Origin of the sequence: Chryseobacterium lathyri, from assembly GCF_003290185.1 — a bacterium.
Taxonomy (GTDB): Bacteria; Bacteroidota; Bacteroidia; order Flavobacteriales; family Weeksellaceae; genus Chryseobacterium; species Chryseobacterium lathyri.
Genome location: NZ_QNFY01000002.1, coordinates 406,769 through 426,312, shown reverse-complemented (window position 1 = coordinate 426,312; position 19,544 = coordinate 406,769). Strand labels below are relative to the sequence as shown.

At 36.4% G+C, this 19,544-nt stretch carries 17 protein-coding genes; 13 read left to right on the top strand and 4 right to left on the bottom strand.

What is annotated here, in order from left to right:
• The first annotated feature begins 114 nt into the window (after positions 1-114).
• The 11 genes from DRF61_RS04270 to DRF61_RS04220 all read left to right on the top strand — a co-directional run bounded on the left by DRF61_RS04270 (position 115) and on the right by DRF61_RS04220 (position 12,974).
• Positions 115-759, top strand: coding sequence for a leucine-rich repeat domain-containing protein (locus DRF61_RS04270; RefSeq protein WP_111954382.1), 645 nt, complete (start codon positions 115-117; stop codon positions 757-759).
• Positions 760-765: 6 nt separating this feature from the next.
• Positions 766-1,404 (top strand): leucine-rich repeat domain-containing protein, encoded by a 639-nt coding sequence (locus DRF61_RS04265; RefSeq protein ID WP_111954380.1) that lies wholly within the window; start codon positions 766-768, stop codon positions 1,402-1,404.
• A 7-nt stretch (positions 1,405-1,411) separates the two neighbouring features.
• Positions 1,412-2,053 carry a leucine-rich repeat domain-containing protein gene (locus DRF61_RS04260; RefSeq protein WP_111954378.1) on the top strand — a complete coding sequence of 214 codons (642 nt, stop codon included), beginning with the start codon at positions 1,412-1,414 and terminating at the stop codon, positions 2,051-2,053.
• Positions 2,054-2,065: 12 nt separating this feature from the next.
• Complete coding sequence (locus tag DRF61_RS04255) at positions 2,066-4,366, top strand: hypothetical protein (protein ID WP_111954376.1); 2,301 nt, start codon at positions 2,066-2,068, stop codon at positions 4,364-4,366.
• Between the two features lie 22 nt (positions 4,367-4,388).
• The gene (locus tag DRF61_RS04250) at positions 4,389-8,186 is read left to right on the top strand and encodes a hypothetical protein (protein ID WP_146897064.1); all 3,798 of its coding nucleotides are present in this window, start codon (positions 4,389-4,391) and stop codon (positions 8,184-8,186) included.
• Positions 8,187-8,280: 94 nt separating this feature from the next.
• Positions 8,281-9,258, top strand: coding sequence for a hypothetical protein (locus tag DRF61_RS04245; protein WP_146897061.1), 978 nt, complete (start codon positions 8,281-8,283; stop codon positions 9,256-9,258).
• A gap of 6 nt (positions 9,259-9,264) precedes the next feature.
• Entirely contained in the window at positions 9,265-9,909 is a 645-nt protein-coding gene (locus tag DRF61_RS04240; protein ID WP_111954370.1) for a hypothetical protein, read from the top strand.
• A 305-nt stretch (positions 9,910-10,214) separates the two neighbouring features.
• Entirely contained in the window at positions 10,215-10,607 is a 393-nt protein-coding gene (locus DRF61_RS04235; RefSeq protein WP_146897055.1) for a hypothetical protein, read from the top strand.
• A 329-nt stretch (positions 10,608-10,936) separates the two neighbouring features.
• Positions 10,937-11,857 carry a helix-turn-helix transcriptional regulator gene (locus tag DRF61_RS04230; RefSeq protein ID WP_111954366.1) on the top strand — a complete coding sequence of 307 codons (921 nt, stop codon included), beginning with the start codon at positions 10,937-10,939 and terminating at the stop codon, positions 11,855-11,857.
• Positions 11,858-11,913: 56 nt separating this feature from the next.
• Positions 11,914-12,540 carry a hypothetical protein gene (locus DRF61_RS04225; RefSeq protein WP_228452625.1) on the top strand — a complete coding sequence of 209 codons (627 nt, stop codon included), beginning with the start codon at positions 11,914-11,916 and terminating at the stop codon, positions 12,538-12,540.
• A 2-nt stretch (positions 12,541-12,542) separates the two neighbouring features.
• On the top strand, positions 12,543-12,974 hold the full coding sequence (locus DRF61_RS04220; RefSeq protein WP_111954364.1) for a nucleoside deaminase: 432 nt from the start codon (positions 12,543-12,545) through the stop codon (positions 12,972-12,974).
• Between the two features lie 42 nt (positions 12,975-13,016).
• Here the strand turns inward: DRF61_RS04220 and DRF61_RS04215 are convergent, their stop codons facing one another.
• Positions 13,017-13,556: a GNAT family N-acetyltransferase gene (locus tag DRF61_RS04215; protein WP_111954362.1), complete on the bottom strand. Its 540-nt coding sequence runs from the start codon at positions 13,554-13,556 to the stop codon at positions 13,017-13,019.
• A gap of 27 nt (positions 13,557-13,583) precedes the next feature.
• The gene (locus DRF61_RS04210) at positions 13,584-14,342 is read right to left on the bottom strand and encodes a type III pantothenate kinase (protein WP_111954360.1); all 759 of its coding nucleotides are present in this window, start codon (positions 14,340-14,342) and stop codon (positions 13,584-13,586) included.
• A gap of 248 nt (positions 14,343-14,590) precedes the next feature.
• Between DRF61_RS04210 and DRF61_RS04205 the strand changes: the two genes are divergently transcribed.
• A complete protein-coding gene (locus DRF61_RS04205; RefSeq protein ID WP_111954358.1) occupies positions 14,591-15,193 on the top strand; it encodes a hypothetical protein in 603 nt (200 codons plus the stop codon).
• Positions 15,194-15,411: 218 nt separating this feature from the next.
• On the opposite strand, the gene DRF61_RS04200 is transcribed toward DRF61_RS04205, so the two are convergent.
• Complete coding sequence (locus DRF61_RS04200; RefSeq protein WP_111954356.1) at positions 15,412-17,253, bottom strand: M1 family metallopeptidase; 1,842 nt, start codon at positions 17,251-17,253, stop codon at positions 15,412-15,414.
• Between the two features lie 160 nt (positions 17,254-17,413).
• Positions 17,414-17,884 carry a DinB family protein gene (locus DRF61_RS04195; RefSeq protein WP_111954354.1) on the bottom strand — a complete coding sequence of 157 codons (471 nt, stop codon included), beginning with the start codon at positions 17,882-17,884 and terminating at the stop codon, positions 17,414-17,416.
• Positions 17,885-18,131: 247 nt separating this feature from the next.
• On the opposite strand from DRF61_RS04195, the gene DRF61_RS04190 reads away from it, so the two are divergent.
• Positions 18,132-19,511, top strand: coding sequence for an aspartate kinase (locus tag DRF61_RS04190; RefSeq protein WP_111954352.1), 1,380 nt, complete (start codon positions 18,132-18,134; stop codon positions 19,509-19,511).
• Positions 19,512-19,544 lie beyond the last annotated feature (33 nt).

Below are 19,544 nucleotides of genomic sequence, written 5' to 3'. Positions count from 1 at the left end.
GGACAAAATGCATTTGCCATTCCTTCGCTAAAAACAGTTTCAGCTCCGGCTGGTCTGGATCTAAGTAATGCCGGTATTCCTGCAACAACAATAATCACCTATAGATAAAATATTATGAAAACAAAAGAAGAACTAAGGCTTTTATTCGAGAATGGAGACAAGCCTGTACAGGAAGATTTCTGGGCTTTACTGGACTCTTACTGGCATAAGGATGAAAAAATCACTCCAGAATCTATCGATTCAGTGGAAAAAGTGATCCCTTATGTTACCGATGGGATACTATTAGGACATGTATTATCCATTTCCATTCCCAAAAATGTTAAAAAAATTACAGATGCATCTTTTCAATATTCAGGGATGGGCTATCAGATTATTGAAGTAAACTTTACTGAAGGTCTTGAGGAAATTGGGATTGGTGTATTTTCATCCCAAAATATAAAAAAGGTTAAAACTCCTTCAACGTTAAGAATTATTGGTAGTGGTGCTTTCAGTGGACAAGCTAGCCTTGTAAATGGAGTTATGACCAATGAATCCTACTCATTAGAAGAGATTATCCTTAATGAAGGATTAATACGAATTGATGGTTATGCTTTTAATTGCCCAAAAGCTACTGTTAAAAATCTTTATATCCCAGGTTCAGTCCAATTTGTTGGACAAAATGCATTTGCCATTCCTTCGCTAAAAACAGTTTCAGCTCCGGCTGGTCTGGATCTAAGTAATGCCGGTATTCCTGCAACAACAATAATCACCTATAGATAAAATATTATGAAAACAAAAGAAGAACTAAGGCTTTTATTCGAAAACGGAGACAAGCCTACACAGGAAGATTTCTGGACATGGCTGGATTCATACTGGCACAAGGATGAAAAGCTCACGAACAGCTCACTTGACCTCATTGCGTACGATGAATTTGTCCATTCTCCCACAGATAGTACGGAAATAGTTGGAATGGGTAAAAAGATCATATTCCCCGAAGGAACAAAAATAATTGGAAGCCTTTCCACCGGTATGAGTTTTTCGTATGGAATAGGCAAAAACACTCTTACTACTGTTATTTTCCCTAACTCTTTGGAGAAAATTAAGTCTTCCACTTTTTCATCGCAGTTTTTAAAAGGATCTTTAAGAATTCCAGGATCATGCAAGATTATTGAAAATTCAGCATTTGCAAGCTCAAACTGTAAAATAACAGAGCTTATACTGGAAGAAGGAATAGAGACAATCGGGAGTGGCGCATTTCAAATGTATAACAATCCAAACCTTACAGAAATATATATTCCAGATTCGGTAAAATCAGTGGGTGAAAATGCATTTAATATTCCATCGCTTACCCATGTATCTGCCTTGTCAGGATTAGATTTAAGTACCGCAGGAATCCCTGCAACAGCTACAATCACTTACAGATAAAACAAATATGAAAACAAAAGAAGAACTAAGGTTCCTATTCGAAAACGGAGACAAACCTACACAGGAAGATTTCTGGACATGGCTGGACTCTTACTGGCACAAGGATGAGAAAATAGACATGACTAAAATTGCAGGTCTGGAAAACGGCTTTCCACGATGGAATGATTTTCATGCGGAAATAGATGAAAACGGAAATGCCACATTAGCACCTCTCCGGGTTATGAATATATTTATAAAGCAGGGTACTCTGCACATTCCTGCACAATTTGCACTAGGGAGCGGAATATCAAATGTATTCCTTGCTGATAGTGTTCTAACTATTGGTGGAGAAGCTTTCAGTAATAATCAATTAAAATCTCTGACCATTCCAGGAAGTGTTACCACGATCAATGACCAAGCTTTTTCATCTAATCTACTGGAAACAATAACGATTCCAGCGAATGTAAAAGAAATTAAAGATTATGCTTTTGCCTACAACAAGCTTAGCTCAATATATATTGTGGCTGGAGTTGCAAAGATCGGGCCTAATGCCTTCAATTATAATCCAGATGTAAATACAGTTATACTTGATAACAATACACAATACTACTCTAATTCATTTGATTCTAATACAAGGGTCATTGGAGGAAGTCTTATCAGCGAATCTTAAATAAATCACAAAATGAAAACAAAACAAGAACTAAAAAAATATTTCGAAAACGGAGATATCCCAGTACAGGAAGAATTCTGGGAATGGCAGGAATCTTACTGGCACAAAAATGAAAAACTTCCTTTGGACAATATTGACTATGATTTTTCTCAAAAAGCAGATGCAAACGCTTCCAATATAAGCCCGCAAAATGTTCAGCTTTGGAAAGATAAAATAGAAACACAGACATCAATTCAGAATCCGGAATTGAATGGAAATGTTTTAACGGTATTTTATACAGGAGAAAACGGTATTCAACAGAGTAAGGCGGTAGATTTAAGCAGTTTGGCAACCAATAATATCCATATTGAGAATGCAGAATATGATGCTTCTCAAAATATCATTACCATTACTCAGAGTGACGGATCTTCGTTTCCGATCAACCTTTCTGAATTTAGCATTATCCCAACGACCAATGTAGACGGAAGTGTTTCTTTGGTTCAGGAAGGTACTGAAAAAGTAAAAATACATAAAGTTGGTATTTCAGGCAGCTATAATGATCTGAGTGACAAGCCGGCTTTCACTGAAAATGACACATTACAATCGGTCATAGACAGAGGTAATTCCTCCACAAAAGCTATTGTTTTTAATGCTGATCAGGGCAGAGCCGGAGAGTTGAACTTTAATAAAACTCTTTACTCTCATTACTTTGGTAATATTAACCAATCACAGACCGGTTATTACAATATGTCTATTGGTTACAATGCTTTGCCAAAAGTGACTACAGGCGGAAATAATGTAGCATTCGGTTCTTATTCTTTCTCTGAATTAACGTCAGGTAAATGGAATACAGCAGTGGGTGTATTAAGTGGCTCTAAATTAACTACAGGTGAATATAATGTATTTATTGGAACGGCATCCGGTGAAAACGCAACGACAAGCAGCCAAAATACAATGATTGGTGATGAGTCCGGAAATAAAACCACCACAGGATTTAAAAATACTTTTTTAGGAGTAGGAGCAGGTTACGTCAATACTACAGGTAGTCTTAATACGCTGATAGGCTGGAAAGCCAACAACCAATCAAACTTGGGTGATAAAAACATTATGATTGGGGTTTCAGCCGGTTCAGGCGTTACAGGCAATAATAACATTTTGATCGGTACAGGAGCAGGAATGAATGACGGAGCAATCGGTAATAAATTAATTATCCATGGTAACCAAACACTAACAGGATATTCAAATACCGCTGATGGAAATTTTGGAAGTTTCCAGCAAGGTCAATTAAACAGAGCTTTAATCACAGGTGATTTTGTAGACCGTTGGGTGAGAATGAATGCCGGATTTCTACAAATCGGATCCCCTGCTTCAAACGCCGATGATATCACTATAACACCTACAACAGGGATAACAGCAGCAAAACTATATACTCCTGCAAGCAATAATGATTATGTTCAACGTGGCTGGATATTTAACAATTACTATAACCAGGCTCAAATTAATTCACTATTGAACAGGACTTATCATGTCATGGGTTCCGTTGCCAATTTTGGAGCTTTACCAACAACAGGTCAAGCGGTAGGTGATGTATGGAATTTACTTGATACAGGTGAAAACTATGTTTGGGTTGACAACTTGAATAATACTGGTATTCCCGGCTGGGATAAACTTTCCGGAATGGTTGATGCTTCAGGCTTTATACCAAGAACAGGAACCGCTACTGGACAACCAATCACTGGAGATCTTCACTTAAATGAAAGCGTTAATTTTATTAATTACGTTAACCCTTCTTATAATTCTAGATTCGCTCTGGAAGATGGTGGTTTTGGACTTACAGGTACCGGGGGTTCTGCATCAGATACCTTTGCGTTAACCGTTTCTCAGGCGATGGAATTGAATTTTACATCAAGTTTTGCGGATTCAAAAGGTATAACAAGTAATGTTTATTTTGGCAATAATTATGATGACAACTCTTTTATTCAAAAGAAATATGCAGACAAGCAACATTCTTATACCCGTGATGAAGAATTAACTGGCGGAACCTGGATCAATGGTAAACCTGTTTACAAAAAAACTCTGTTTTTAGACCAGATTCCGAGAACCGGAGAGATTGATCTCAGAGCCGAATTCCCCGATCTTGAAACTATTATTTCCAATGAGATGTTCACAGAATGGTATGCCCTGGATACAGCGTTTGCAGGCAATCAATGGCGAACAAAAATTTACATCACTGTAGAAAGAGACAAGGCTACAATTGAGCTTTTAGGCGAACCGGATTATGATTATTCTATCATTAATTCATTTACTCTGACCCTTGAATACACAAAAAAATAAATCATTAAAACAAAATATTAAAATGGCAACAAACAACACACCTCCAAAAACCGCATTTACCGTAGGCGGATCACTAATAGGAGAAGGCATCATTAACTATAAAGCAACAGAAGGTATGAACCCAACAAATAATGTATCACAGACTCTTTTCAGATTTGTGAGTTTAAGAAATCCGCAATTAACGGAAACGAAAGACAAGAATTTAGGATTTATCCACAGACCAAAAGGCGTCAACGGTATTTTTGATACTGCAGTTGCCGGAAGGCCTGCCAAAGCTACCAAGTTTGGAGAAATGAAAAGGGCAGCAAGCGGATTTAGCAATCTTGGATTTGAATCAGAAAAGAAAATTGAGGAAGGAGTATTTGGAGATCTTCTTGTTATCGGACGAAAGCTCTCTAAAAAAGAAACATTAGACAGCAATGACCTGACCTACGTTACAGATTATTACAAAAACCTCATTGATGCCAATAAAGAGCTTAATGCCGAAGGAATTCAAACATTTTCCCTTCTTTGGAATAATTTCATTTATCTGATCGTTACTCAGGGAGACTTCTACATTAAAGAAGCGATCAGCCATATTCTGATGGCCATCCAGCTTGGTTTTGCCAACAATCAGGATCTTACAGATCAGGAAATCATTAAGATAAATGGCGAAAAACCTTTAGAAAAAGCGATGAATGGAAAAGTAATATTACCAACATATTTATTTTCAGAGGATTATTCGGAAACATCTTTTTCAGCTTCGGCCACAACATCTGAAGCTTCCGCTCCGGTTTTGGGCGCAAAAACCCTTCAAAGATTAGAAGCTGAAGCGAGAACTTCTTTGGTTGCAGACAGAGCAATCCACAGAAAAGAAGCTTTGGACAAACTAAATACTGAATTGGAAAAACTTCAGAAAAAATATCATAAATCCCGTTATCAGGCATACCAGGATGCCTATTCAAGATATATGACTGAAAACAGGGAACGCTTGGATATCTACGAAAGAAAACTGGCTGAAGTTGAAAGTAAAATCACCCCGGAAACTACGGAAGAAGAAAAAATACGTCTTTATGATACGTTAAAGGAATATGAAGTTCCTGTTTTTGAATTTTCGTACCAGAATGAGATTAATTTAGAAGATTTGCAGGCAAAGCTTTCTCCGGAATCTTTTGACCTTTTTGTAGAACTTTTCTCTGAATTTGACGCTGAGAAAGTATCTAAAGTTTCAGCTGAAGAAAGAATTCAATTCCTTCCTGAGAATACTCTAATGATCGGAGATCAAACCATTGTACTTGATGACTCAGTACAGACTTATTCCGATGCTTTAACAGTCCTGCAGGATCATATCTCTTCAACAATGCAAACTGCGTTACAGAGCTCTCCTCTTTCACAGCAGCAATACGTAAATCTAGGAGGTGCATCCATCCCTGTTATGCAGAATACAGCCAGAACCCCAATGGCATACAGTTTTCTTGCCCACAGCTCCTTCAGACTATCAGGCAGCAGAGGATTTGTTAATTTCTCTTTTGAGGTTGAAGACGCTTCATGGAGTGTCGCCAATGCCAAAATTATTGCCACTACAGACGTTGCAGGGGCTGTAGAAGAAAATTACAGCAATATCTATGTTGTAGATAACAAAATCACTTTACCGACAAGTTTAGTCGATAAATTCAGAGATAGCTTAACGTTCAAAATAGAAATTATTTTTGACAACGGAAGTATGGCATATGGAGATATTGGCCAACAATATACAAAAGGCGATCTAAGCCTTACCGGAATGCTTATTCTGAAACGCGCAACTGAAACTCCGGAAAATCCAGGCGAACCTGAGCCAGTAACGATTCAGAAACGTAAAAACTTTGGGATCAAAAGACTTGGAGTTGCAGATTATCTGAAAGTGGTACAAAGTGTTCACGCTTATGTTCCGGGGGAGGTTTCCAACATCGAGAATGTAATGGCAAGTGAATTGAGACACAAGTCTTCTGTTTCAAGAGATTACTCTGAAATTACGGATACCACATCCAAATCAGAGGAAACTGAGAAAATTTCCGATACTTCCAAAACTTCCAGAACAGATATGCAGACGGAAATTGCTAAAGAACTGGAAAAAGACCAAAGTATTACAGCCCATACAAGATATAGTTATGGAGCCGGTAAAACCGTCTTTGAAGTCGGTGCAGAATATGCCAATAATACAGCTCAGCACGACAGTACAAGACAGGCCGTGATGAAGTCTCAGGAGATCACGGAAAGAGCCATGGAAAGAGTTCTGACTAAAATTTCCGAAGAAAGGGTACAGAAAATCATCAAAGAATATACGGAGACCAATGTTCATGAGTTTGATAACAGAGGAAAAGCTCTTACAACCAATCTACCGCCACAGCATATCACAGGAGTTTACAGATGGGTTGATAAAAAGATGAAAAACCAAATCTACAACTATGGTAAACGTACCATGTTTGAATTTATGGTTCCTGAACCTTCAAGATTACACCGTCTGGCCCTTACAGTAGCCAAGGCCCAGGTGCTTACCGCTCCTGTAGACCCTAGAACAGCGCCGGAAAGAGCATGGACCATGCCTGATCCAAAATCTGCAACTGTAGAACAGATTCAGCATTGGGCACAAATTTATGGTGTAGATTTAACTGAACTCCCTGAAATGAACAAAACTGTTTCAGATACAAGATCTGGAGGAGGAGAGGGAGTTTTTGATTATGGTGTTCCAGCAAATTATGTTTGTTATGCATTTGACGGAGGTGTACATTATGAGCGCTCCAAAGGATGGCATAATGCTAAAATTTGGGTATACCACCCTACCAACAGCAGTACAATTTATTACAACAGTAGTCCTGACGGATCAATCGGAGCTTCCGGATTTTCACTTGAAAATTCTGTAAAGGTACCTTATAATGGAAATTATTTAAACTCAGTTTCCATCAACTTAAACTTACATTGTAAGCTTTCAGACGCTTTCATCCAAAAATGGAAAACGGAAAACTTCAATGCTATTATCAAGGCTTATGAAGCTGCTTATGTGAAATTCCAGGAAGATCAGGCAAGATTAGATGCAGAACAGAAAGAAAAAGAAGCAGCAGCTAAAGAAAGACAAGGCAATTTCTACCGTTATATGGAGCATGATGTTTTAAAGCACAACTGTATTGCCTACTTGCTGCAGAGTTACCTTAACTCAAATACATTAGGGTATGAATCAACAAATGGAGCTGAGGATAAAACTACGATGGATAACTTCCAGGTATACCTAAGTGAAAATCTGGATAAATATACTGCCCTTGCCAAATTTATGGAACAGGCGTTTGAATGGGAAATCATGGATTATACATTCTATCCATACTACTGGGCTAACCGTAAGAGCTGGCAGGAGTTTTATCTGAGCGAAAGCTTAGATCCATTATTCAGAAGCTTCCTACAAGCTGGAATGGCAAGAATTATTGTTACCGTAAAGCCTGGCTTTGAAAATGCTGTACAATTCTTCCTGGAAACAGGTATTATCTGGAATGGCGGCGAAGTTCCGGTAATCGGAGACCCAATGTACATGAGTATTGTAGACGAAATGAGACAGCCAACCGGAGAACCTCAAGGTAAATACTGGATCACCAGAGTGCCTACTACGCTTACTATTCTTCAGGAAAGCTCCACAGGATTGCCGGTTAATCCATTACATCCGCTTCCGATTTTCCCTGAAGATAATCCGGAAAATTGTGAAAATCCGCTGGAACTCGAATTTGAAACAAGTTTCAGGTTGGATGAAGATGCACAGTTATCACATAGTAATGAACCTACAACATTACCAAGAGAATTAACATCAATATTTAAATAATAACAAAATCAGGCGGCTCTTTACGCCGCCTGATTTACTAAATCAAAGAATCATGTATAATTATAGACCAATAGGTATTTACAGTGCAAAAACAATGGCTGATGAAGAAAGAGAAGACAGAAAAGAGAGAGATTTTTTTGGAGATTCTGTAGATGATCAGCAACAGAAAAAGAAAAGTATTAATTTAATCATAACTTTAGAGTCTGATGGGAAATATCAATTTGATGAAACTGTTAAAATGTGGGAAGTACGACATATCCCCAGTTTCGCTAATTATGAAAGTTTTGTAGATATCTGTAAAAGATCTAATTTCAAAAATGTAGCTATAGTTCACCATGGAAATACTTTTTCTGATCACACTTATGCAAAATCAATGAAAGTAATTCTTGATGTCCTAGCTTTTAAAACTCTAAAAAATGTATTTGAGAAGTTACCTAAAAAAGATTTAATAACTCTTGATGAGGAATATTTTGAAAATTTCAGAAAAGAATCTGAAAAATATCATCAAGGAGGGTTGGACCCAAAAGATATTAAGTCATATATTAGTCTAAAATTATTGCTAAGCAATATGTTAGATGGGGGCAATTTCTTCTCTGTTGCATGTGATGAGGCTGACGATAAGGGCTTTTTAAATGAACTGGGAAGCATGACGGATAAAGAAATAAAAATTTTTGCAAATTCAAACCGTTCAGATATTAAGCAAAGAGCATATGAAGAAATCACCTCAACAAAAGAGAGACTATATTTTGGTTCATTATTAAATAATTATTTAACCCCTAGTGGTAAATTTTTTAATTCAGATGGTTGGTATATTTTTAATACTAAAGACAAAACATTAACAACTACAAAGAAAGATTTATGGTTATTAAGTAATACTAGTAAAGAAGTATATTTATTAATGGAAAGAAGTTTAAATTTAACACAAGACCAACTAGATAAAATTTATAATGCACAAAAATATTATGCAAAAAACTATAAGACATTTTATATAGAAAAAATGCATGGAACGGAAACTTCATACAAGCAAATGAGAGAAAAAATTAAAATAAAATATCCTGACGTAATAAAATAAAATAATATGAAAAATAATATCCTTTTTTTGACAGCCTTATTACTATGTAATGTTTTTTATTCTCAAAAAGTAAATGAATTAGATTCACTTAGAGTAAAATTTTGCAAAAAAAATTGTAAAGAATATAAACGAGATATATTATTAAAAAGTAAAGGACAAATAAATCCTAATGACTTCGATAATAAATACTTTGAGAGATTTTCGATTCCATCTGTGCAAAGAATGAAAATATTTCCTTTTAATGAATATGATTCAATTTACATAGCAAATCCTAATTTAATAAAGGATATAGATGAGCCTCGAAATTATTTGGATGCCAAATTTCATAATCAGATCAGAGCAATTTCTTTGTCAGAAAAAGAAAGATTATCAAATATTTTGTTTAATTACTCTAAAAAAAATATTTTTATTAGAACAGGATTATCTAATAGTGTTGGGTGTGATTGTATTCAGGAAGAATACCCAAAGGTTATACTATTATTTAGAAAAAATGGAAAATTTGAAAAGTTTATTGCATTTCCAGATAATGGAAAAGATAGGTATAATTTTACCTATGAAGAATATCAAAACTTTGATTGGTCTATGGAGAAAGAAAATATGATTTTAGAATTATTCAGTAAAGATATTCTTCCAGACCAAAACTGTAAGTAAGATCGTCCAAAATATACCTATATTAACAAAAGATAAAAAACAGCAATTGGGAATTGCACAATTCACCATAGCAATTCAATCCGCTAATCCATTCAATTTATTAAAATATGCTAAAAATCAAAAAGATGAAACACAAACTCCCGAAGGCTTGTTAAAAGAGCTTAAATATTTTGTAAGTACATCAAAAAGCATTTTAATATGCCTAAAAAATAGTATTATTAGGTCTGAATCCAAGATTTCAATGGTAATTAAATATTTTTTATCTTTAATAAAATTATAGAATGCGAATTCACTTCAGTTTTATATTGCTTGGACTTTTATTGTTTATTAATTGTTCTAAGGAACGAAACTTTTTAAATAAACACCATATAACTCTTGTTGCTAATTTCACCGACGGAAATGAAGTTCTTACAAAGGAGGCACAGAACTTTGAAAAAAATCATAATATAAAATTTCAAGAAGCCAATAAAATTTATGAAGCCTTTCGGTCTAATAATGAAAAAAGCCAAATAAAAACAAAAGATTCTTTTAATTTCTATCCTACTTTAATTATTGATGAATACTATGTCTATTCTTTCAAAAATTTCAAGGCAGGAAAAATAGCCGTATTTGGCATTGGAGTTAATGCCAACACTGGAGAACCGAAAAACTTTACTGAGGAAATTTGGCTCCATGAAAGGAATATTTTAAAGAAATAATTCCCGTTTTATGAAATGAGTTCAACGCTGTAATCTAAGAACTACTTTATTCATTAATCTTTTTTAATGAAAAGAAATCTAATTTGGAAATCCAAAACTTAAATTTAATAACCGCTCAAAAAACCGAGCGGTTATTTATTCTAATCATTATTTATTATACAATCCTGGTTTCTAATTAGATATTAATAGAATTCACTTTTATTGATTTTCTTCTTTTAAATACCACAAAAAAAATAAAACACGACACGTTTTGTCGCATTAACCCTATATATTTGTCTTATAAAATTTTACCATGAACGCAGCACGGCTGCCCTATAAAATACAGACGAATGAAAAAAGATTTTTATCTGACAAGATATGCCTTAATTATCAAAAGATTAGAAAGTTCTCCGGCTACCTATTCCCAGCTGGAGGACTATCTTTTAAACTCTTTCGAATTTCAGGATGCAGGGATCAAGAGCTACTCGATCCGTACGCTGCAGAGGGATATTCGTGAGATTTCCGATCTTTTTAATCTTTCCATTCACAATAAAAAGAAAGGGGATAACAGGTATTATATTGAGAGCCGCCCGATCATGGAAGTGGACGAATACAACCAAAAGTTACTAGAATCCTTTCAGGTAAGCAACGCCCTGAATCTTCATCCGGATTTTTCAGATTTTATCTTTTTTGAAAGCAGAAAACCAACCGGCATAGAACATTTTTATGACCTTTTCTTTGCTATTCGTAACAAGAGAGTCGTAAGTTTTGAGCACTACAACTATAAAAATAAAGTGATGACTTCACGGAAAGTGCATCCCCTGGCATTGAAAGAATCCAAGGACAGATGGTACCTCATCGCAATTGATACTAAAGATAAAGTCTTAAAGTCATTCGGTTTAGATAGGGTCAATTATCTGGATGTGAGCGACAGCAAATTCCGTGAAAAGTATAACTACAATTTCAGAGAACACTTCAAAAATGCTTTTGGGGTTATGAATCTTGCAGAACAAAATCCTCAGAAGATCATTATGAAATGTAGCAGGCATCAGGGAGAGTACATCAGAAGTTTTCCGCTTCACCAGTCTCAGAAAGAAACCAAAGAAACACCGGAAGAGATTTATTTTGAGTTCTTCCTCCACCCTACTTATGATTTTATGCAGGAGATTCTTTCGTATGGAAAAGAAGTCACCGTATTAGAACCGAAATGTTTAGTTGATGACATCCGGACCCATCTCCAGGAATCTCTGAACCGCTATCTCGAAAGCTGATATCAAAGGATAAAAAGTTCTCATTTTTTTAATTATATTTACATAAATATACTCTTTTGAAAGCTTTAATCTTTTGTCTGTTTTGCATTACTTACTCTTTCTGTTTTTCGCAGCAGAAGGAAGAATTCCGGCAGGTTAAAAACTATTATAACCATCACAGGAATATGCTGAATACAGAATTTAAAAAGAAGTTTGACGCAGAAGCAGATTCTTTCAGAAAAGCCAATATAAAACTTGATTTTATGCTTTTCATGAAAAAGATGGACAGCATTGAAAACGTAGCCATGATAGGAGCTTTGCTGAAAGTAAGAAACCTTGAAGACCTGCAGACCCTGAAGAGCCCAAAAGGCATATCGGAAAACAATATTGAGAAAACTGCTGTTTTTGATAAATCTGCCGACTATCCTGGCGGATTTAATACATTGAGACAGGAAGTTGCCAATCTTTTTTATACCGGAGGTGTTTATACTGAAACCAAAACAGTAAAAACAAATGTGGGTTTTATTGTTGAAAAAGATGGCAGTATCAGTAATGTACACGCACAGGGAGACAATTTCACCTTCAACAGACAGGCTGAAATTGCGCTGTATTCCGTTTCGGAAAAATTTTCTCCGGCTGTTAGCAAAGGAGATCCGGTAAGGTATTACCTCAGGCTTCCTTTAACCTTAACTATTGAAGATTAAAAATGTTTACCGACGAATATTATATGAAAATGGCCCTGCAGGAAGCAGAGGCTGCACTGGAAAAAGATGAGGTTCCCATAGGATGTGTCATTGTTTCCAATAATCGCATCATTGCAAGAGCTCACAATCTCACGGAAACATTAAACGATGTAACTGCCCATGCAGAAATGCAGGCCATTACTTCCGCCGCTAATTTTCTGGGTGGGAAATATCTGATCAACTGTACCCTTTATGTAACCCTTGAACCGTGTGTAATGTGCTCCGGAGCCTTGGCCTGGTCACAGATTTCCAAAGTCGTAATTGGAGCCAGAGATGAGCAAAGAGGATTTATCAACAAACACCTTTCCTTGCATCCCAAAACAGAAATGGTAACCGGAGTAATGGAAAATGAGTGCTCAACGATCGTTAAAGAATTCTTTAAAAGCAAAAGATAATATTTTAGAATTTGATGCCCGCTTCCACGAAAGACTCAATCATTATTTGTTTTTTAAGATAGAATACATCATGACATCAATGTATTTGCCATCTTTTTTAAGATGCTGCTTTAGCAAAGCTTCTTTTTCCATCCCTATTTTTTCCATGATTCTTCCGGAGGCCGGATTGTCTAAAAAATAAGTTGCATAGATTTTATTAATCTGTAGTTCATTAAACCCAAAATCAATTAAAGCTGTAGCAGCTTCGGTGATATATCCTTTGTTCCAGAAAGGCTTTCCCATCCAGTAGCCAAGCTCGGCTTTGTCATCATCCCTGTCGTGAAGACCAATGGCACCTAAAATCTGTCCTTCCTTATTTCGGACTGCAAAAGTATATCCTGTATTGTTTTCAAAGGATTCCCAGGACATTTTCATCCAGAACCTAGCATGTTCCCCTGTATAAGGATAAGGAATATTGGACGTAACATCTGAGAAAATTTTATCCTGAAGATATTCAGTTACAAAAGGAAGATCTTCTTCCTTCAGCTGGGAAAGAATTAATCTTTCCGTTTCTATTGCCGGGAATTCTTTTAATTTTCTCATAATACGTTTTGGTTTATTGAAGTTTTCCTATAAGTCTTTTCCTAAAAAATAAAGCCCTTTCAGCGTATGGAGCCTGTCCATCACATGAATTTTTTCCGTCAGAGGCTTATAAACATGGGAAACACCGCCCGTTGCGACTACAAAACAGTCGTCATTCACCTCATCGTTGATGCGGTCTATAAAACCTTCTACCATTCCCAGAAATCCGTATACCATGCCGCTTTGCATACAGGTTACCGTGTCCAGACCCAATACGGATTTAGGTTTTTTCAGCTCAATATCAGGAAGCTGGGCAGTTTGGCTGATCAATGAATTTAAAGACGTTACAATTCCGGGGGCAATAATTACTCCCAATGTCTCTCCGGTTTCCGTTACACAGCTTGCCGTAAGAGCCGTTCCAAAATCTATGATGATCTTCTTCCGGTTTGGGTAAAGATTATGGGCAGCCACAAGATTGGCATAAATATCCGTTCCCATCTGTTTGGATTTTGCCTGAACACCCGAAGGCGTAGACCGGTCTACAATCACGGGCTGCAGCCCATGGATCTTTTTGATCGCCGAACCCATGACCTTGGTAAGCTGCGGTACTACAGATCCTATGATGACTTTACTGATATCTTTCGGTTCTACTTTGTAGGTCTGATAAAGCATGAGAATCTGTACATACAGCTCATCTACCGTTCTGTACGGCTTTGTATTGATCACCCATGAAATATCACAGTTGTCTCCATTGAAAAGTCCGAATCTGATGTTGCTGTTCCCTACGTTGATTACAATTGAATTCATTTATTTTTTAAGCTAGTCTGGGTTAAAAAACGATTGTAAAAATAAGCCTTTATCGTCAAAAATAAGCATTATCTATATTATTTAACCTGAATTCGGGACAAGAAATACTGAAAAACAATTGTGCTTTTATAGCAAATGCAAGCAAAGCAGATTTTTGGAATGTTAATAAGGAAAACCTGAGCCTGAAATTTAGAAGATTGGAAACATTTAATTATCTTTAAGACTGAAAATATTTTTATCCTGCTTCCATGAAAAAATTAATGCTGATTGTAATCTTTTGTATTAGCCTGAATACTTTTGCCCAGAGCGGAAACCAGGTAAAAGATATATTCCTTAAAATAAAGCAGGAATCAAAGATTGACCGGAATGACAAGGCTGTTTATGACCTTCTTGACGAGTTTTATACTAAAAGCCTGCAGGCAGAAAATGACGAAATGACTCCGGAAACAGTTCAGAAAATTGAAAAAATGGCCTCCAATCCAGATACGAAGAATCTTCATATCCTGTTATTGTTCCTGATGTATCAGCAGCATCTCAGCCGCACTTCTATGGTTGGAAAGACACCTGATACAGAATTCCAGATAGAGGCTATCAAATTATTAGAGAATGAAACCAAAGATATTTATGGAAAAATACCTGCTATTATTTATATCTACAAATTTGAAGCCCTGGACGGAGGAGGAAAGAAAGAAGATGCTAAAGTTACAGTAGATCAGGGGCTAAAAGAATATCCGGATTCAGTTCCTTTAAAAGTATACCGCTACCTCAATACAAAAGATGAGGTTTTAAGAAATGATCTTGTAAAAAATCATCCTAATCACTGGATGGTCCTGCAGTTTGGGATAAAATAAAGGTATTTGGATTTCAGACATCAGATCTCAGATATGAGAGGGTTTTCGGTAATAATGTGGTTGTGAATCGTGAATTTTGCTTCGCAAGCGAATCGTGAAGGCTTCTAAAGATATATGATTCGGACATTAGGTTTCAAATTGAAAGACTTAGTGAAAGACTTCAATACAATAAAAAACCCACAGAACTTTCTGTGGGTTTTTTATTGTATTTGTATAATCTATTGCTTTACTTCTACAGTATTATCATCCGTATTGACATCTGCTATTCTCTGGCTGAAATCTATTCCTAAAACAGACAGCTGAGCTTTCGTATAAGGAATTGTCAGCGTATATTCTTTCTGAGTCCAGGGCCAGTAAGGCATCGTCTTAAAGTCGCCGTAAACATCTTTCTCCTTCCATGTATGGGTCATATTCAAAGGAATCTGATAAGTAACGATCTTTTTATCTGCAGTCATCACATTGAAATCGACCGGCATAGGAACTTGTCCATTATTAATCAAAGTAATGGTTGTGGATTTTGCATCGTACTTCACATCTTTAATTCCATAATCAATGGTTTTTGTAGTGTTGATCCAGTAATTATGGAACCATTTCAGATCCATTCCTGAAACTTTCTGTGCAATGTGAAGAAAATCCCTGTCGGACGGGTGTTTCATATGCCACTGTTCATAATATTGCTTTAAGGTTTCGGCAAGTTTTTGCTCGCCCATAATGTAGCCTAGCTGTACGAGGTATAATTCCCCTTTCACATAGGAAGCATAGGTATAAGCAGTCCCATTATCATGGTGGTCTCCCAGCCATACGGCAGGTTCTTCAATTCCCTTTTTAACGAAATTTCTGTATGCATTCACAGTATTGGCAAAGGGATTCGGAAGTTCTTCCGGAAACAGCTGATACATCACATAACCTTCTGCATAGCTGGTAAATCCTTCATCCATCCACGGACGTACAGATTCGTTGGTTGCCAGCATTTGCTGATACCAGGAGTGTGCCCCTTCATGAGCCATTAAGCCCATTAAACCTTTAATATCTTTAGCTTCTCCCAGGATCATCGTACACATTCCGTACTCCATACCGCCATCACCACCCTGGATAAAAGCATAGGTAGGATACACATATTTCCCGAAATGGCTGTTCATCAGCTGAAAATATTTGGTGACATAAGGCTGTGCTTCTTCCCAAACTTTTGTTTTCTCATTCTGCTGATATACTAAAAATACTTTCGGCCCTTCCGGAACGTCAAAACTCTTTACAACATAGTCTCTGTCTGCACTCCATGCGAAATCCAACATATTTTTTGCAGTCCATCTCCATGTTGCTTTCTTATCTTTTTCGGCTTTGATTTTTGCATTAGTGTCATAACCTTTAACTTCTGTCGGGTTTTCAAGAATACCTCCTGCTCCGATTACATAGTCTTTGTTGATCTTGATGGTAACATCAAAATCCGAGAACGGAGCATGAAATTCTCTTCCGATATAGTCAAATGTTGCCCAGCCATCATAATCGTACTCTGCAATTTTCGGATACCACTGCGTCATGGTCATGTCAACTCCTTCCCTGTTGTTTCTTCCGCTTCTTCTGATCTGCTGGGGAATCACGGCATCCCATTCCATGGTGAAACTTGTAGATGAATTAGGCTTAACCGGTTCTGCCAGATAGACCTTCATGATCGTTTCCTGAATCTCAAACTTCACATCTTTTCCGTTTTGTTTAAGCCAGTGAATATTTTGTGCTCCTTCCTGATCTTTAGGAATGGAAGCTAATCTTGAAGTCCCATCTTTTTGCAATCTTGAATCTCCATTTTTACCTTGACCTGCAACTCTTTGATCCATCATGGAATTGGGTTTAAAAGCATTCCAGTACAGGTGGAAATACACCACATTGAGCTCGTCTGGCGAATTGTTTGTGTATTCTAAGGTCTGATTTCCCTGGTAAGTAAATTTTTCAGCATTTACATCAATATTCATCTTGTACTTCGCACTTTGCTGATAGTAAGCCCCTTGCTGAGCCTGAAATTGAGAAATGATAAACGCAAAAATGATTGCAACCGATTTTTTCATTTAAAATTTATTTTTTTTAAAGATAGGTAATTTGTGTAAAAGCCTCAAATATGGGACTATTTTAGGGCTTTTTAATCCGTTATAACTTTAGATGGGTTTTCTTCCAGATGGTTAAGCTGCTCGTGCAGGTTTTGCTTTTTTTAAACACTAATGACATAAATTATAGATGAGTCAGCATCTTCTTAATTAATGTGATTTGTCCTAAATGATAGTAAGCATGTTCAATCATTCCATCGATATTTCTTCTGTAGGTCCCGTATTCTTTATCTACGAAAACCTCATCAAGTTTACTGTCAGCCATCTGTTCAACTAATGATGCAAACTTTTCTGAGTCTGTCCAAAGCCTATTTAAAAGCGCCTCCCATTGCTCCGCAGATTCAATAGGCGGAAGATCAAAACTGAATTGATCTTTTATTTCGAGCTCACCGCCTTCCAATACATTAACAATTCCGGCTATATAATAATGGATATGAAAAGTAAGCATAGCAATCGTATTTAAAGAATCTATTTTAGCAATGGCTTGTTTCCATGTTACATCTGAGAGTTTATCCTTAAAATTAGTATTGGCGATCCAGTAACCATCAAGCAAGACTTCCCTGAATCTTTTTGATAACTGTATAGTTGAACTCATTATTTAAAATTTATGTTTTTTAAAGATAATTAATTTATTTTTTTAATTTCTCACAGACAAATTAATACACAATTTTAAGCACTAATCATTCATGAGCCTTGTCAAGGTTTAAAACCTTGACAAGGCTGGTTCTAGAATTTGAATGAAAAGTATAAGCATTTTTTAAAAGATTAAACCGGTAACTTACAGATCAGTATCTCCAATCATCTTAATTTTCTTATTTTCGCAGATTAAATAAAGTTTTATAATGCTGACCGTAGAAAAAATAGGAGGAACTTCCATGTCTCAGTTTCAGGATGTTCTTTACAATATAATTATTGGAAAAAGAAAGGAGGGAGAATTTTATAATAGGGTTTTTGTAGTCTCCGCCTATAATAATGTAACAAACTGGCTATTAGAACATAAAAAAACAGGTGAACCCGGTGTATATCAAAAGTTTCTGAACGGTGAAGATTATAAGGCTGATCTCGATAAGGTATGCCAAAAACTGATTTCCATTAATGAAGGATTGGAGAATGTTGGCCTTCAGCTTTCCGAAGCTAATGAATTTATAACAAACAGAGTGGAGCAGGCAAAAACAATGCTTAGCAGTCTGAGTAAGGTTTTGGCATCAGGATATGTAAATGCTCACGATATTCATCTTGCGGCAAGAGAAATTTTAGCCTCTATTGGGGAAGCCCATTCTGCGTGGAATTCTACTAATATTATCAACAATAAAGGAATTAACGCAAAATTTGTGGATTTATGCGGATTTGATGATAACGAAGCCCTTACTATTGATGAAAGAATTACAAAAGAATTCAGCGGAATAGATTTTAAAAATGTAATTTGTGTAGCAACCGGATACACTAAAGGAACTGAAGGAATTATGAGGGTTTTTGACCGTGGATATTCCGAAGTTACCTTCAGTAAGGTCGCTGTAGATATAAAGGCTGATGAGGCAGTTATTCATAAAGAATATCACTTATCCAGCGCAGACCCTAATATCGTGGGTGTAGAAAACTGTGTTCCGGTGGGACTGACCAATTACATCATTGCAGACCAATTGGCTGATATAGGTATGGAAGCCATTCACCCAAAGGCAGCAAAACCATTAGAACTCTCCGGAATTAATATCCGTATTAAAAATACATTCGACCCGGATCATATCGGTACCTTGATATCAAAAAATTATGTATCTCCTGACGCCCGTGTTGAGATCGTTTCCGGATCAAAAAAAATGCTGGCCATAGAAATTCATGATCCGCTTATGGTAAGCGAAGTGGGTTATGATGCCCAAATCATGACCTATTTCCAAAAGTATAATATAAGTTATGTATTGAAATCTACAAACGCAAACTCAATAACAATGGTAATTTGGGAAAGTAATGCCGCGGAAAAGCTTTTGGAGGAACTCAAACAAAATTTCTATCAGGTAACGGGAGTTCCGGTTGCATTAGTCTGTGCAATGGGAACCAATATTGCTACCCCCGGATTCTTATATCGTGCGGCAAAAGCCCTGTATGAGAATCATATTAATATCGAATGTTATGCACAGTCCATCATGCAGGTTAACATGCAGTTTGTAGTAAAAAGGGAGCATTATGAGAAAGCTATTATAGCTTTGAACCAGGCATTATGCAATTAAGCATTTTCTGAGAACATATAAAATTAGTCCTAG

What these genes read in the sequence shown, in the direction of transcription:
- DRF61_RS04195 (WP_111954354.1), bottom strand. Translation starts at nt 17,884, where the DNA reads ATGAGTTCAACTATACAGTTATCAAAAAGATTCAGGGAAGTCTTGCTT.
- DRF61_RS04190 (WP_111954352.1), top strand. Translation starts at nt 18,132, where the DNA reads ATGCTGACCGTAGAAAAAATAGGAGGAACTTCCATGTCTCAGTTTCAG.
- DRF61_RS04210 (WP_111954360.1), bottom strand. Translation starts at nt 14,342, where the DNA reads ATGAATTCAATTGTAATCAACGTAGGGAACAGCAACATCAGATTCGGA.
- DRF61_RS04200 (WP_111954356.1), bottom strand. Translation starts at nt 17,253, where the DNA reads ATGAAAAAATCGGTTGCAATCATTTTTGCGTTTATCATTTCTCAATTT.
- DRF61_RS04245 (WP_146897061.1), top strand. Translation starts at nt 8,281, where the DNA reads ATGGCTGATGAAGAAAGAGAAGACAGAAAAGAGAGAGATTTTTTTGGA.
- DRF61_RS04205 (WP_111954358.1), top strand. Translation starts at nt 14,591, where the DNA reads ATGAAAAAATTAATGCTGATTGTAATCTTTTGTATTAGCCTGAATACT.
- DRF61_RS04265 (WP_111954380.1), top strand. Translation starts at nt 766, where the DNA reads ATGAAAACAAAAGAAGAACTAAGGCTTTTATTCGAAAACGGAGACAAG.
- DRF61_RS04270 (WP_111954382.1), top strand. Translation starts at nt 115, where the DNA reads ATGAAAACAAAAGAAGAACTAAGGCTTTTATTCGAGAATGGAGACAAG.
- DRF61_RS04260 (WP_111954378.1), top strand. Translation starts at nt 1,412, where the DNA reads ATGAAAACAAAAGAAGAACTAAGGTTCCTATTCGAAAACGGAGACAAA.
- DRF61_RS04255 (WP_111954376.1), top strand. Translation starts at nt 2,066, where the DNA reads ATGAAAACAAAACAAGAACTAAAAAAATATTTCGAAAACGGAGATATC.
- DRF61_RS04250 (WP_146897064.1), top strand. Translation starts at nt 4,389, where the DNA reads ATGGCAACAAACAACACACCTCCAAAAACCGCATTTACCGTAGGCGGA.
- DRF61_RS04240 (WP_111954370.1), top strand. Translation starts at nt 9,265, where the DNA reads ATGAAAAATAATATCCTTTTTTTGACAGCCTTATTACTATGTAATGTT.
- DRF61_RS04220 (WP_111954364.1), top strand. Translation starts at nt 12,543, where the DNA reads ATGTTTACCGACGAATATTATATGAAAATGGCCCTGCAGGAAGCAGAG.
- DRF61_RS04215 (WP_111954362.1), bottom strand. Translation starts at nt 13,556, where the DNA reads ATGAGAAAATTAAAAGAATTCCCGGCAATAGAAACGGAAAGATTAATT.
- DRF61_RS04230 (WP_111954366.1), top strand. Translation starts at nt 10,937, where the DNA reads ATGAAAAAAGATTTTTATCTGACAAGATATGCCTTAATTATCAAAAGA.